The following is a 14,156-nucleotide window of genomic DNA, read 5'->3' on the forward strand; positions in this document are numbered from 1 at the left end:
ACCGCGGCGCGACACGGCGCGGCCCGTCACGGCCGTGCCGGAAATGAGGACGGGGCCCCGCGGGGCCCCGTCTTGCGTCCGGCGTCTGCCGGAGCGCTGCAGCCGGGCCCGTGCGGACCCGGCGTGTCGGCCGTCAGGCCGTCGGTGCGTCGGCGGTCGCTGCGCGGTCGAACGGCAGTTGCACGGCCGACAGGTCCTTGCGGGTCTCGACCAGCACCAGCGGGCCTTCGTCGACGACGACCGCGGGCTTGCGCTCGCGCGGCACATGGACCGGCTTGGGCTCGGCCGCGATCGCGGCCTGGACGGCCTGGATCCGCTCGGCGTCGGAGTTGACCCAGTTCAGACCGGCGGCGCGGGCCAGTTCGGCCAGCTCGTCCAGCGGCAGCGCGTAGGCGGTGACCGCCGGCAGGGCCGGAGCGGCGGCCTCGGCGGCCGGCGGCACGGCGCGGATGGCGGTCGTGGCTGCCGCGGGTGCAGCGACGGCTTCGACCTCGGCTTCGCGCGTCGGCTCGGCCGTGCCGGTCGGCGCGGCGTCGGTCGCGATGGCGGTGTCGCTCACGGCGTCGGCCGTGGCCGGCACGGTGCCGTCGACGGCGGCGGTGGCCGCCTCGTCGGCACGGGCCTCGCCGGTCTCGCCGTCACGGCGCTCGCCACGGCGCGGCCGCTGGCGGTCACGGCGGCGGCGGCCACCGTCACGGCCTTCGCCGGTCTCACCGGCATCGGCGCCTTCGGCCGCGTCTGCCCGGTCCGCACGGTCGGCGCGTTCGGCCACTGCTTCGGCGGCGCCCGGTGCGGCGTCCACGGTGCCGTCGACCAGGCCGTCGGCGTTCGCGCCGGCCTCGACGCTGCCGTCCTCACGGCGACCGCGGCCGCCACGGCGGCGGCGGCGGCGGGCGTCCTCGCCCTGGCCGTCGGCGGACAGCTCACCCGCCGGGGCCGCGGCCAGGCCCAGGGCCTCGGCCGGCAGCTCCTGCGACTGCGACTGCAGCTGCACCTCGTCCTGGCGGCGCTCGCCACGCGGACCCCGGCGCTGGCCGTCGGCCTCGCCGTCACGGCGCGGACGGTCCTGACGCTCCGGGCGGCCGGCGTCGCGGCTGCCTTCGGCGCGCGGCGGACGGTCACCGCGTTCGGCGCGCTCACCCCGGTCGGCGCGGTCGCCACGGCGCGGACGGTCACCGCGCTCGCCGCGATCGCCACGCCGCTCGTTGCGGCGGCCGTCGCGGGCCGGGCGCTCACCGGTGGCCGCGCCGGCCTCGGCGGACGGCGCCTCGCCCGGGGCGGACACGGCGGCCGGTGCCGCCGTCGGCTCCGCCACCGGAGCGCCACCGAACAGCTTGCGGATCCAGCCGAAGAAGCCCTTGCCCGCGGGCGCGGCCGGCTGCGGCCAGGCGGCCGGTGCCGGGGTCTGCGTGCGCACCGGCTCGGCGGCCGGCGGCTCGATGGCCAGCGGCTGGGCCGCTGCCGCCGGACCCTGGGCCGGCGCGGTGGCGGCCGCACGCGGCGGCGTCACCGGGGCCGGCTGATCGGGCAGCACGCCCTTGATCATCGGCTCCTGCTTGGGCTTGGCCTTCTCGCGACGCGTGATGCCGACCTCGTCCTCCGGCTCCTCGATCATCGTGTAGCTGGCCTGCAGGCTCTCCAGACGCGGATCGTCGTGGCGCAGTCGCTCCAGCTTGTAGTTCGGCGTCTCGATGTGCTTGTTGGGCACCAGCAGCACGGTGCAACGCTGCTTGAGCTCGATCTTGGTGATCTCGGCCCGCTTCTCGTTGAGCAGGAAGGACGTCACCTCGACCGGCACCTGCACGTGCACGGCGGCCGTGTTGTCCTTCATCGACTCCTCCTGGATGATCCGCAGGATTTGGAGGGCCGAGGACTCGGTGTCACGGATGTGGCCGGTGCCGTTGCAGCGCGGGCAGGTGATGTGGCTGCCTTCGGTCAGCGCCGGGCGCAGGCGCTGGCGCGAGAGCTCCAGCAGACCGAACTTGCTGATCGGCGCGAACTGCACGCGGGCGCGGTCCTGGCGCATCGCGTCGCGCAGGCGCTGCTCGACCTCGCGGCGGTTCTTCGACTCCTCCATGTCGATGAAGTCGATGACGATCAGGCCGCCCAGGTCGCGCAGACGCATCTGGCGCGCGATCTCGTCGGCGGCTTCGAGGTTGGTGCGGGTCGCGGTCTCCTCGATGTCGCCGCCACGGGTGGCGCGCGCCGAGTTGACGTCGATCGACACCAGCGCTTCGGTGTGGTCGATCACGATCGCGCCGCCCGAGGGCAGGTTGACGGTGCGGCTGTGCGCCGTCTCGATCTGGTGCTCGATCTGGAAGCGGCTGAACAGCGCCGCGTCGTCGCGGTAGCGCTTCACACGCGAGGCCGTGTCCGGCATCACGTGGTTCATGAACTGGTGGGCCTGCTCGAAGATGTCGTCGGTGTCGATCAGGATCTCGCCGATGTCCGCGCTGAAGTAGTCGCGGATCGCGCGGATGACCAGGCTCGATTCCTGATAGATCAGGAAGGCACCCTTGCCCGACTTGCTGGCGCCGTCGATCGCGTCCCAGAGCTTGAGCAGGTAGTTCAGGTCCCACTGCAGCTCGGGCGCCGAGCGACCGATGCCCGCGGTGCGGGCGATCAGGCTCATGCCCTTCGGATACTCGAGCTGGTCGAGGTTCTCCTTGAGCTCCTCGCGCTGCTCGCCCTCGATGCGGCGGCTGACGCCACCGCCACGCGGGTTGTTGGGCATCAGCACCAGGTAGCGCCCGGCCAGGCTGATGAAGGTGGTCAGCGCCGCGCCCTTGTTGCCGCGCTCTTCCTTCTCGACCTGGACCAGCAGCTCCTGGCCTTCCTTGATCGCTTCCTTGATGGTGGCGTTCTTGAGCTCGACGCCGTCACGGAAGTACTGGCGCGAGATCTCCTTGAACGGCAGGAAGCCGTGGCGGTCCTCGCCGTAATCGACGAAGCAGGCTTCCAGCGAGGGCTCGACGCGGGTGACGACGGCCTTGTAGATGTTGCCCTTGCGCTGTTCGCGCCCTTCGATCTCGGTCTCGAAGTCGAGCAGCTTCTGGCCGTCGACGATCGCCAGCCGCCGCTCTTCAGGCTGCGTGGCGTTGATCAGCATCCGTTTCATGTGCACTCCAGCAAGGCCCGCCACGAGATGCGCGCGGCGGGCGCTCAGGCGATCACCGGTCCTGGCCGCGGGCGGTCAGGGCAGGCGATCCATGCGATGCACGAGCAACGTGTCGTCTGGCCGGAGAAGGAATCGCCCTGGACTGCGGAGAGATCGAACGGCGCGCTCAGGCGGAGCCGTGTCGGGGTGCAGCGGGGCAGCGTGCATGCAGGTCCGGTGGGCAGGCGGTGCCGTGGCGCGGTCCTCCGATGGCCGATGGTGCGGCGCCCCGGGGGCGGCACGGCGGCTCGATGTCCGGACGCAGCACGGCGGCGCAGAGCGCGGCCGGCTGCGTACAGCGGACGGAACGGGGAGGACGGGACGACATGCGAACCCTGGACTTGCATGCGGACGACAGACCGCGGGCGATCTGCCGTCCATGACCTTTTTCGGATTCCCGCAATCGGGAAGGCTGAGACGGTACGTCGGCTCTTCCGTCCACGCCGCCCGGCCGCCGGTCCACCTGTGGGTGCCGGCCTGCCGCGCAGGGCGTGGGCGTCGCATCAACGCTTGTAGACACGCCAACTTCGGCGTGCCACCACCATAGTTCCGCGAGTGCTCGGGGTAAACTCTGAAAAATCAAGCACTTACGGCCCAATCGTGGCGAGCCGCATTATAAGCGTCAAAGCACCCCCCTCCGGCCGGTCATCGCGCCGTCATGGCAGCCCGGCCAGCGGCGCACCGGCAGGCCCGGCCGCACGGGCTCCCGCGCGGCCGCCGGGCCGTCCCCAACGCCCGGATTCGACGGCTGCGCGGCCGCTGGACGTGGCCGCCCGGAAGCTGGGTCAGCCGCCGGGGCCGAGGCCCGGTCAGCCACCGGCCCCGGCGCCCGCGGCCCCGGCCGTGCAGCTGCTGGTCGTCGATGAGGCCGGCGAAGGCCAGCGCCTGGACAACTTCCTGCTGCGCGTGCTCAAGGGCGTGCCCAAGACGCACGTCTACCGCGTGATCCGCTCGGGCGAGGTGCGTGTCAACAAGGGCCGGGCCCAGGCCGACACCCGGCTGGCCATCGGCGACGTGGTGCGCGTGCCGCCGGTGCGCGTGGCCAGCCGCGCGGCCGGTGAGGGCGATGGCGGTGCGGCCGACCCGGCCGTGGCCACGCCGCCGCGCGAGTTCCCGGTGCTGTTCGAGGACGAGCATCTGCTGGCCATCGACAAGCCCTCGGGCACCGCGGTGCACGGCGGCTCGGGCGTGGCCTTCGGCGTCATCGAGCAGCTGCGGCGCGCGCGGCCGCAGGCGAAGTTCCTGGAGCTGGTGCACCGCATCGACCGCGAGACCTCGGGCATCCTGCTGCTGGCCAAGAAGCGCAGTGCGCTGACGGCGCTGCAGGAGCAGTTCCGCGCCCGCGACACGGGCAAGACCTATGCTGCGCTGGTGGCGGGCCATTGGCCGGACAAGCTCAAGGTGATCGACGTCGCGCTCAAGCGCACGCTGGACGCCCGCGGCGAGCGCCACGTGGTGCCGGTGGCCGCCGATGATCCGGATGGCCAGCGCGCGATCAGCCTGGTGCGCGTGGCGCAGCGTTTCGACGGTTGGACGCTGCTGGACGTGACGATCAAGACCGGCCGCACGCACCAGATCCGCGTCCATCTGTCGCAGGCCGGTCATCCGATCGTCGGCGATCCGAAGTACGGTGACTTCGCCCGCAACAAGGCGCTGGCCCGCGGCGAGACGCTGGCCGGCCACCGCTTCGAGCGCATGTTCCTGCACGCCCGCCGCCTGGCCTTCGACCATCCGGCCAGCGGCGCGCGGGTGGAACTTGTCGGCCCGCTGCCGGACGAATGCACTGCGCTGCTGCAGCGGCTGCCGGCGCCGGCCGATCCGGCCGCGCCATCGACTGCCAGGACTCCGGACCGATGAACCACCCGCGCCCCCGCCGCTACGACCTGATCGCCTTCGACTGGGACGGCACGCTGTTCGATTCCACCGCGCTGATCGTGCGCGCGATCCGTGCGGCCTTCGCCGATGTCGGCGCGCCGGTGCCCGAGCCCGCGGTCGCCGCCGAGGTCATCGGCCTGTCGCTGCCGGTGGCGCTGGCGCGGGCGATGCCGGGCCTGGAGCCGGCGCTCTACGAGCGCGTGGCCCAGCGCTACCGCCACCACTGGTTCGCCAGCCAGCACGAGGTGGTGCTGTTCGACGGCGTGGCCGAGCTGCTGCAGGCGCTCAAGGCGCGCAACTTCTGGCTGGCCGTGGCCACCGGCAAGAGCCGCCGCGGGCTGGACGAGGCGCTGCACAGCGTCGGCCTGACCCCGGTCTTCGACGCCACCCGTACCGCCGACGAGACCGCCAGCAAGCCCCATCCGCGGATGCTGCAGGAGCTGATGCGCGAGTTCGGCACCGAGCCGGAGCGCACGCTGATGATCGGCGATACCACCCACGACCTGCAGCTGGCGGCCAATGCCGGTTGCGACGCGCTGGCCGTCAGTTACGGCGCACACGAGGTCGCGTCCTTCGAGGGTCATGCACCACGGGCCGTGCTGCACAGCGTGGCCGAGCTGTCCGACTGGCTGGCCGCGCACGCCTGAGCCGGCCCGCTGATGAGCACGCCGCCGATGGGGCCCACCTCGCCGCCACCCCGTCCTTCGTTGCCCGCGGATGGTCAGGGTCCGTCGCCATCACCGCAGCCGGTGCGCCTGTGCGACAGCCCGGCGCTGGAGGAGCGCGGTCTGGCCCACGGCTTCGACCTGCTGCTGTGGGGCCAGCCGGCGCGTGCCTTCGTGCTGCGCTTCGATGGCCGCGTGGTCGGCTACGTCAACCGCTGCGCCCATGTGCCGGTCGAGATGGACTGGCAGCCCGGCCGATTCCTCGATCTGGAGCGGCGCTGGATCATCTGCTCGATCCATGGCGCGGCCTATGAGCCGGCCGACGGGCTGTGCGTCGGGGGGCCTTGTCGTGGCCGACGTCTCATCGCCCTGCAGCTCGACGAGCGCGAGGGCGGGGTGTATTGGTATCCTTCGCGCGACCTGCGTCCGGCGGGGCCGCCGCCTTCCGCCGCGGTCGCCGGCACGTCCGAGAAGCCGTGATGAACCCGAACGACGATCCGTCCGCACCTGCCTCCGATGATGCGGGTACGCCCGCACCCGGCCCGGCGCCCACGCCGCGTGCCGCCCCGGCCGTGGCGTCTGCCGCTGCCGTCCCCACCACCGAGCGGGCCAGCCTGGAGCGCACGCTCGAGCAGGTCGCCCAGCAGCTGCTGCGCGAGCGCCGTGCCGACCGCCGCTGGCGGATGGTCTTCCGGCTCGGGTGGCTGGTCGTCGCCGGCGTGCTCGTCTGGGGTGCGGCCAGCGCGCCGCAGCTGCACAAGAGCGCGCCCACCACGCCGCACACCGCGCTGGTCGAGCTGCGCGGCGAGATCGCCCTCGACACCGAGGCCAGCGCCGAGCAGATGCTGTCGGGTCTGCGCAGTGCCTTCGAGGATGCCGGGGCCCAGGCCGTCGTGCTGCGCATCAACAGCCCCGGTGGCAGCCCGGTGCAGTCCGGCATCGTCCATGACGAGATCCTGCGCCTGAAGGCCCTGCACAAGAAGAAGGTCTATGCGGTGGTCGAGGAGGTCTGTGCCTCGGGCGCCTACTACATCGCGGTGGCGGCCGACGAGATCTTCGTCGACAAGGCCAGCATCGTCGGCTCGATCGGCGTGCTGATGGACGGCTTCGGTTTCACCGACGTGATGAAGAAGGTCGGCGTCGAGCGCCGGCTGCTGACCGCCGGCCGCAACAAGGGCATGCTCGATCCGTTCTCGCCCGAGAAGCCGGAGCAGGTCGCCCATGCCCAGGCCATGCTCGACCAGATCCACCAGCAGTTCATCACCGTGGTGCGTGAAGGCCGCGGCCAGCGGCTGAAGGAAGACGAGGACACCTTCTCCGGCCTGTTCTGGAACGGCGAGGAGGCGGTCAAGCGGGGCCTGGCCGACCGCTACGGCACGCTCGACATGGTCGCGCGCGACGTGGTCAAGGCCGAGGAGATCATCGACTACACGCCGACCGAGAACGTCGCCGAGCGGCTGGCCAAGCGCTTCGGTGCGGCCATCGGCGAGGGCGCGGTGCGCGCGATGGGCGGCAGCCTGCGGCTGCACTGAGCCCGGTCGCCTCAGCCGCAGTTCAGCGGCGGCGCGCCCGGCCGCTTGTAGGCGACCACGTGGTCCGGCTCCAGCCGGATGCCGATGCGTTCGCCGATCGCGTGGTCATGGTGCGAGGGCACCAGCGACAGCAGCTGCTGGCCGCTGGGCAGCTTCAGCGTGTAGAGGAACTCCGCGCCGCGGAAGGCCTTGGCCAGCACCTCGGCGGTGTGGGCGCTGGCGTCGTCGTGCACCACGTCATCGGGGCGCAGCAGCAGATCGACCTCGCAGCCGGCGTCGCACAGGTCGCCGTGCTCGGTGCAGCGGATCGGCTCCGGCGCGTGGAAGCTGCCGATCTCGGTGACGATCTCCTGGCCCAGGCGCACGGTGCCCGGCACGAAGGCCCCCTCACCGACGAAATCGGCGACGAAGCGGTTGGCCGGCTGGTGGTAGAGCTGCCAGGCGCGGTCCCACTGCTGGATGTGCCCGCCGCTCATGATGCCGATCTCGTCGGCGATGGCGAAGGCCTCGTGCTGGTCGTGCGTGACCAGCAGCGCGGTGGTGCCGGCGGCCTTCAGCAGGGCCCTCAGTTCGCCGCCCAGGCGTTCGCGCAGCTCGACATCGAGGTTGGAGAAGGGCTCGTCGAGCAGCAGCAGGCGCGGCGAGGGAGCCAGCGCGCGCGCCAGGGCCACGCGCTGCTGCTGGCCGCCCGACAGCTGGTGCGGATAGCGCGTGGCGGCATGACCCAGGCCGACCGTCTCCAGCATGCGCAGCGCGGTCTCGCGCGCCTCGGCTCGGCCGCGCAGGCCGAAGGCCACGTTGTCGATCACGCTCAGGTGCGGGAACAGCGCATGGTCCTGGAACACCATGCCGATCTGGCGGCGCTCCGGCGGCACCGAGCGGCCGGGGGCGGCCACCGTCTGCCCGTCGAGCCGCACCGCACCGGCGCTGACCGGCTCGAAGCCGGCGATCGCGCGCAGCACCGTCGTCTTGCCGCAGCCCGAGGGGCCGAGCAGGCAGCCGATGCGCCCGCGCGGCAGCTGCAGCGAGAACTGCTCGACCACCGGCTTGCCGCCGTAGGCGACGGCGATGCGGTCGAGTTCAAGCCAGGCGCGGGAGGGGTCCTTGTCGGTCATGGTGGGGGGCATGCTAATCGGGGCGGCGGCGGTCGCGTGGCCGCCGACGGCGGGCGGCACAGTGCCGCACAAGGCCTTGGCCCGTGCGGCTGCGGGGGCCGCTAGACTTCCGGACGGCGTTACAGACGCAATCCATTCTCACTCACAACGCGGATCGCGTCCGTGGCCGCCAGCGGCCGCCAGAGCCGTTCCCCTTCGCCACCGGGCTTCCTGCCGTGACCGTCAGCCTCACCGTCCCCACGCCTTCCGTCGACACCGGGGCCGTGCGCCGCTGGCCGCGTCCGGCCGGCTTGCCCTTGTTGGCCGGCCTGACCGCACTGGCGGTGCTGGCGCCGATCCTGGCGGTGGCGATGTCGCTGTTCGGTGGGGCGCAGGCCGGGACCTGGGCCCATCTGGCCTCGACCGTGCTGCCCGACTACATCGTCACCACGCTGTGGCTGTGCCTGGGCGTGGGGCTCGGCGTGTCGGCGCTGGGTGTCGGTTCGGCCTGGCTGGTCACGCGCCACGCCTTTCCCGGCCGCGCGACGCTGGAATGGGCGCTGGTGCTGCCGCTGGCCATGCCGGCCTACGTGATGGCCTACACCTACACCGATCTGCTGCAGTTCGTCGGCCCGGTGCAGACGGCGCTGCGCGAGACCTTCGGCTGGACGCGGGCCGACTACTGGTTCCCCGACGTGCGTTCGACCGGTGGCGCGGTGGCGATGTTCAGCCTCGTGCTCTACCCCTATGTCTACCTGCTGGCGCGCACCGCCTTCCTGGAGCGGGCCGGCGGCATGATCGAGGTCGCCCGCTCGCTGGGCCTGACGCCGTGGCAGGGCTTCCTGCGCGTCAGCCTGCCGCTGGCGCGGCCGGCCATCGTCGGCGGCGTCGCGCTGGCGCTGATGGAGACGCTGGCCGACTTCGGCACCGTCAGCTACTTCGGCGTGCAGACCTTCACCACCGGCATCTACCGTGCCTGGTTCTCGCTGGGCGACCGCCATGCGGCCGCGCAGCTGGCCATGGCGCTGCTGGGCTTCGTCATGCTGCTGCTGCTGCTGGAGCGCCTGAGCCGCGGCGGCCGCCGCTTCCACGAGACCACGCTGCGGCGCAGCGGCGCGGCCCGTGTGCCCTTGCACGGCGCGACGGCACTGTTGGCCACGCTGGCCTGCCTGCTGCCGCTGGCCGGCGGCTTCCTGCTGCCCGGCGGCGTGTTGATGCACATGGCCCTGAGCGAGGGCGACACGCAGTTCGGCCTGCGCTTCCTGACGCTGGCCCAGCACAGCGTGACGCTGGCGCTGGCCGCCGCCGTGGTGGCGGTGGCGCTGGCGCTGCTGATCGGCTATGCCGCGCGGCTGCACCGCGGCCGGCTGATGGCGCTGGCCCATCGCGGTGCCGGCCTGGGCTACGCGGTGCCCGGCTCGGTGATCGCCGTCGGCATCCTGATCCCGGTGACGCAGCTGGATCACCTGCTGGGCGATCTGGTCGAGCGCTGGTCCGGTGCCCATCCGGGCCTGCTGCTGACCGGTGGTGTCGGTGCGCTGGTGTATGCCTACGTGGTGCGTTACCTGACGGCCGCGATGCAGGCGGTCGACGATGGCCTGGGCCGCATCACGCCCAACATGGACGCGGCCGCCCGCAGCCTCGGCCACAGCCCGGCGCAGACGCTGTGGCGGGTGCACCTGCCGCTGCTGCGCGGCAGCGCGCTGACGGCCGGCCTGCTGGTCTTCATCGACGTGATGAAGGAGCTGCCCGCCACGCTGGTGATGCGTCCGTTCAACTTCGACACCCTGGCCACGCAGACCTACACGCTGGCCTCGGATGAGCGCCTGACCGAGGCCTCGACCGCGGCGTTGGCCATCGTCGTCGTCGGTCTGCTGCCGCTGGTGCTGATCTGCCGTCAGGTTGCCAGCGGACGTGGGGCCGCGGGCCACTGAGGTCCGGCAGACCGGCAGCCCGGCCGGGCCAGGAACGACGACGGGCCCCGCAGGGCCCGTCGCATCCTCACTTCAGCGGTCCGGAGCCGGCCCGCGGACCGGCTCCGCCGGCATCACTTCCAGCCTGCGCGGTCGAACACCTTCTGTGCCTGGACCGTGGTCTTGGCCAGGTTCTCCACCGGCAGCGCATCGGGCTTGAACTCGCCCATGGCCTTGAGGGCCGGGTTCTCGACCGCGGCGCTCTTGACCACCGGCCACTCGTTGTTGCCGTCGGCGAAGTAGCGCTGGGCCTCGTCGCTGGCCAGGTACTCCATGAACTTCAGCGCGGCGGCCTTGTTCGGCGCGTGCTTGAGCACGCCGGCGCCCGAGACGTTGATGTGCGTGCCCCAGCTGGCCTGGTTCGGCCAGACGATGGCCACGCGGCTCATCGCCTGCTGGTCCTCGCTCTTGGTGCTGCGCAGCATGCGGGCCAGGTAGTAGCTGTTGGAGATCGCCACGCCGCACTCGCCGGCGGCCACGGCCTTGATCTGGTCGGTGTCGCCGCCCTTGGGGGCGCGGGCGAAGTTGGCCACCAGGCCCTTGGCCCAGGCCTCGGTCCTGGCCTCACCCTCGTGGGCGATCATCGCCGCGCCCAGCGAGATGTTGTAGGGGTGGCTGCCCGAGCGCACGCAGACCATGCCCTTCATCGCCGGTGCGGCCAGATCCAGGTAGTTCTGCACCTGCTCCTTCTTGACCAGCGCCTTGTTGTAGACGATGACCCGGGCGCGGGTGGAGAAGGCGATCCAGGTCGGCGTGCGCAGCTGGTCCGGCACGCGCGCCTCCAGCACCTTGCTGGTGATCGGCGCGAACAGGCCGAGACCGTCGGCGAACTCCAGGCGCGCGGCGTCGACCGTGATCAGGATGTCGGCCGGGCTGGACTTGCCCTCGTTGCGGATGCGCTCGACCAGTTCCTCTTCCTTGCCGTCCAGCCGGTTGATCTTGATGCCGGTGGTCTTGGTGAAGTTGCCGTACAGCGCCTCGTCGGTCTGGTAGTGCCGTGCCGAGTAGATGTTCAGCACCGGCTCCTGGGCCTGGGCGCTCGGTGCACCCATCAGCGAGGCGGACAGCAGGGCCGCGGACAGCAGCGTGCGACGGGGCAGGACAGCGTGGGACATGATGGCGAAACGGTTCCGGTTCGACTGGGGGAATCCAGTATAACGAGAACGATTCGCATCAATGGCCGGGCCGACAGAGCTCGACCCGGCCGTGGGCCGATGCCCCGTCAGGCCGGCTGCAGCAGCCCGCGCGTCTCGATGAAGCGCACCACCTGGTCCAGGCCCTGCTTCGTGCGCAGATTGCTCATCACGTAGGGCCGGCGGCCGGCGTGGTCCGGGCGCATGCGCCGGGTGTCGGCTTCCATGACCGCCAGATCGGCGCCCACATGCGGCGCCAGGTCGGTCTTGTTGATCACGAACAGGTCGCTCTTGGTGATGCCGGGGCCGCCCTTGCGCGGGATCTTCTCGCCGGCGGCCACGTCGATGACGTAGATCGTCAGGTCCGACAGCTCGGGGCTGAAGGTGGCGGCCAGGTTGTCGCCGCCGCTCTCGATGAAGACGATGTCGGCCTCCGGGAACTTGGCCAGCATGCGGTCGACGGCTTCGAGGTTGATCGAGGCGTCCTCGCGGATGGCGGTGTGCGGGCAGCCGCCGGTCTCCACGCCCATGATGCGCTCGGGGTCGAGCGCGCCGGCCACCGTCAGCAGGCGCTGGTCTTCCTTGGTGTAGATGTCGTTGGTGACGACGACCAGGTCCCACTTGTCGCGCATCGTCTTGCACAGCATCTCGACCAGCGTGGTCTTGCCGGAGCCCACCGGCCCGCCGACACCGACGCGCAGCGGGGGGAGTTTCTTGGTTCGACCGGGAATGGCGTGCAGGGCGGACATGCGGGCAGGGCGGCCGGGCGGCCGCGGGGTGGATCAGGGTGCGTCCAGCGTAGCAGGGCGCGTGCCTGGCCTGCCGATGCCGATGTCCGTGCCGGAAAGGACGACGGCCGACGCCGGAGGGTTCCGGGGTCGGCCGTCAGGGATGGGGGTGCGCGTCGTGGACGGTAGGCGGGGCCACCAGGAGGGAGGGAGGAGCAGCCGCCGCCGTTTCGAAGCGGGGGGAGACCGGGCCTCGACGCGCGATACGGATGTTGCGCGGCCGACGTTGCGCCGATGTTGCCCGTGGGTATCGCTGCGTGTGACAGCGCCGGGCAGCGGGCGGCGGGTGGTAGGCCGGGGCCCCGCGCCCGCGGTCTTCAGCTGCGGAACAGCCGCGAGTACTGCGCCTCGTGGCGGGCCGACAGCACGGCCAGCATTGGCGAGAAGTTGATGCGCTGGGCCTCGCCGTGGCGGGCGCGGTCCAGCGCCTCGTCGACGGCGGCCGGCAGCGCGTCGACCAGCGCGTCGAGCAGGCGCTGGCCACCGGCCTGGCCCAGCGGCACGGCCTTGACCGCGGCCTGCACCATGTTCTCGGCCCAGCCGAAGCCCACCGCCATCAGCGCCTCGCGCAGCGGTGCGCCGCTGAGGGCCAGCGCCAGGCCGAGCGACGTGCCCCAGGCCGGCGCCGGACCGAGCGCGGCCAGCCGGGCCGGCCGTGGGTCGTCGGGCCAGCGCTGGCGCAGCCAGTCGGCCAGCGAGCGGCCCATCTGCTCGGCCTGCTGGCGCAGCTCGGCGGTCTCGCGGGTGCTGAGCACCCAGCGGTTGGCCTCGGCCACCGCCGTCAGGTCGCCGCGTGCCCAGGCCCGGGCCGCGCTGGCCACCAGCGGCCATTCGCCGCGCGCCTGCTGCAGACGCATCTGGTCGAGCAGCCATTGGCGGGCGGCGGCCTCGCCGTCGACACGGCCGTGCTCGACCGCGGCCTCCAGGCCCTCGGAATAGCTGAAGCCGCCCACCGGCAGGGCCGGCGAGGCCAGCCAGATCAGGCGCAGCAGGGCCGACGGCGGCAGCGCGGGCCGCGGATCACGCACGCGGGGCATGGGCGGGGTGACCGGCGCTCAGTGCTCGTGGCCGCAGCCGGGACCGTGCACGTGGCCCTGGGCATGGCCCTGCGCCGGCTGGCCCGCGTCGCCGGCAGCCGGCGTGGCGGCCGGGGCATGGGCGTGACCGTGACCGTGATCGTGGCCATGGTCATGCCCGTGGTTGCAGCCGGGGCCGTGCACGTGGGGCGTGGCGGCAGCCACCGGCACGCTGGCGCGGCCACCGCGCTGGATGCGGCTGATCGGCACCGCGACCGGTGCCGGGGCGTGGTCGTGACCATGGTCGCAGTCCGGGCCGTGCACATGGCCCTGGCCATGATCGTGGTGCGCATGGCCATCGTGTGCAGGGTCATGCGCTGGGTCATGCGCGTGGAAGCCGTGGCCAGGGGCATGCCCGTGGTCGTGGTCGTGGTCGCCCGCGTGCGGGTGTGCGTGCCCGTGCCCGCCCTGACCATAGGCCCCGCCCTCGGGGTCGAAGCCGTCCTGCGCCTCGGTCACGATCAGGTGGTTCTGGCGCAGCATGTCGGCCAGCACATGGTCGGGTTCGAGCTTCAGGTGGTCCGGCGCCAGTTGCAGCGGCACATGGCGGTTGCCCAGGTGGTAGGCAGCGCGCAGCAGGTCGAACGGCGTGCCGTGTGCGGTGCAGTGGCGCACCACCAGCACCGCCTGCGGCGCGGCGATCACGCGCACCAGCGAGCCGTCCTCGGCCACCAGCACGTCACCGCCGCGCACGGCGGTGCCGCGCGGCAGGAACACGGCCAGCGTGCGGCCGGCGCTGTCGGTGGCATCGAAGCGGCTCTTCTGGCGCACGTCCCAGTCCAGTTCGACGGACGGCGCGCGCTTGAGCAGCACCTGGGCCAGGCCACGGCCCTGCGGGATCAGCTTGTTGACGGTCAGCATGG

The 14,156-nt window shown here is 72.3% G+C and carries 11 protein-coding genes; 5 read left to right on the forward strand and 6 right to left on the reverse strand.

The genetic code is table 11. From position 1 onward, the window contains the following. Positions 1 to 133 precede the first annotated feature (133 nt). Positions 134 to 3,118 carry an Rne/Rng family ribonuclease gene (locus AACH11_RS02500; RefSeq protein WP_341372608.1) on the reverse strand — a complete coding sequence of 995 codons (2,985 nt, stop codon included), beginning with the start codon at positions 3,116 to 3,118 and terminating at the stop codon, positions 134 to 136. 882 nt (positions 3,119 to 4,000) lie between these two features. On the opposite strand from AACH11_RS02500, the gene AACH11_RS02505 reads away from it, so the two are divergent. From AACH11_RS02505 to AACH11_RS02520, 4 genes are read left to right on the forward strand one after another with little or no spacing between them, the layout of a single operon-like run. Further along, the gene (locus AACH11_RS02505) at positions 4,001 to 5,014 is read left to right on the forward strand and encodes an RluA family pseudouridine synthase (RefSeq protein WP_341372609.1); all 1,014 of its coding nucleotides are present in this window, start codon (positions 4,001 to 4,003) and stop codon (positions 5,012 to 5,014) included. Continuing rightward, positions 5,011 to 5,679: an HAD-IA family hydrolase gene (locus tag AACH11_RS02510; RefSeq protein WP_341372610.1), complete on the forward strand. Its 669-nt coding sequence runs from the start codon at positions 5,011 to 5,013 to the stop codon at positions 5,677 to 5,679. Before AACH11_RS02505 ends, AACH11_RS02510 begins: the two co-directional genes overlap by 4 nt. A 12-nt stretch (positions 5,680 to 5,691) precedes the next feature. After that, entirely contained in the window at positions 5,692 to 6,177 is a 486-nt protein-coding gene (locus AACH11_RS02515) for a Rieske (2Fe-2S) protein (protein ID WP_341372611.1), read from the forward strand. After that, positions 6,177 to 7,229 (forward strand): S49 family peptidase, encoded by a 1,053-nt coding sequence (locus tag AACH11_RS02520; protein WP_341372612.1) that lies wholly within the window; start codon positions 6,177 to 6,179, stop codon positions 7,227 to 7,229. Before AACH11_RS02515 ends, AACH11_RS02520 begins: the two co-directional genes overlap by 1 nt. 11 nt (positions 7,230 to 7,240) lie before the next feature. On the opposite strand, the gene AACH11_RS02525 is transcribed toward AACH11_RS02520, so the two are convergent. Beyond that, positions 7,241 to 8,344, reverse strand: a complete 1,104-nt coding sequence (locus tag AACH11_RS02525; protein WP_341372613.1) for an ABC transporter ATP-binding protein — start codon at positions 8,342 to 8,344, stop codon at positions 7,241 to 7,243. 215 nt (positions 8,345 to 8,559) lie between these two features. On the opposite strand from AACH11_RS02525, the gene AACH11_RS02530 reads away from it, so the two are divergent. After that, positions 8,560 to 10,257: an ABC transporter permease gene (locus AACH11_RS02530; protein WP_341372614.1), complete on the forward strand. Its 1,698-nt coding sequence runs from the start codon at positions 8,560 to 8,562 to the stop codon at positions 10,255 to 10,257. Positions 10,258 to 10,370: 113 nt separating this feature from the next. On the opposite strand, the gene AACH11_RS02535 is transcribed toward AACH11_RS02530, so the two are convergent. The 4 genes from AACH11_RS02535 to ureE form a co-directional block, all read right to left on the reverse strand. Further along, a complete protein-coding gene (locus AACH11_RS02535) occupies positions 10,371 to 11,411 on the reverse strand; it encodes an extracellular solute-binding protein (RefSeq protein WP_423228675.1) in 1,041 nt (346 codons plus the stop codon). Between the two features lie 107 nt (positions 11,412 to 11,518). Then, positions 11,519 to 12,178 (reverse strand): urease accessory protein UreG, encoded by a 660-nt coding sequence (gene ureG, locus AACH11_RS02540; protein ID WP_341372615.1) that lies wholly within the window; start codon positions 12,176 to 12,178, stop codon positions 11,519 to 11,521. 356 nt (positions 12,179 to 12,534) lie between these two features. Next, the gene (locus AACH11_RS02545) at positions 12,535 to 13,254 is read right to left on the reverse strand and encodes an urease accessory protein UreF (RefSeq protein ID WP_341372616.1); all 720 of its coding nucleotides are present in this window, start codon (positions 13,252 to 13,254) and stop codon (positions 12,535 to 12,537) included. Positions 13,255 to 13,272: 18 nt separating this feature from the next. After that, on the reverse strand, positions 13,273 to 14,154 hold the full coding sequence (gene ureE, locus AACH11_RS02550; RefSeq protein WP_341372617.1) for an urease accessory protein UreE: 882 nt from the start codon (positions 14,152 to 14,154) through the stop codon (positions 13,273 to 13,275). Between the last annotated feature and the right edge of the window lie 2 nt (positions 14,155 to 14,156).

It is taken from the genome of Pseudaquabacterium rugosum, assembly GCF_038066575.1.
Lineage (GTDB): Bacteria > Pseudomonadota > Gammaproteobacteria > Burkholderiales > Burkholderiaceae_C > Pseudaquabacterium > Pseudaquabacterium rugosum.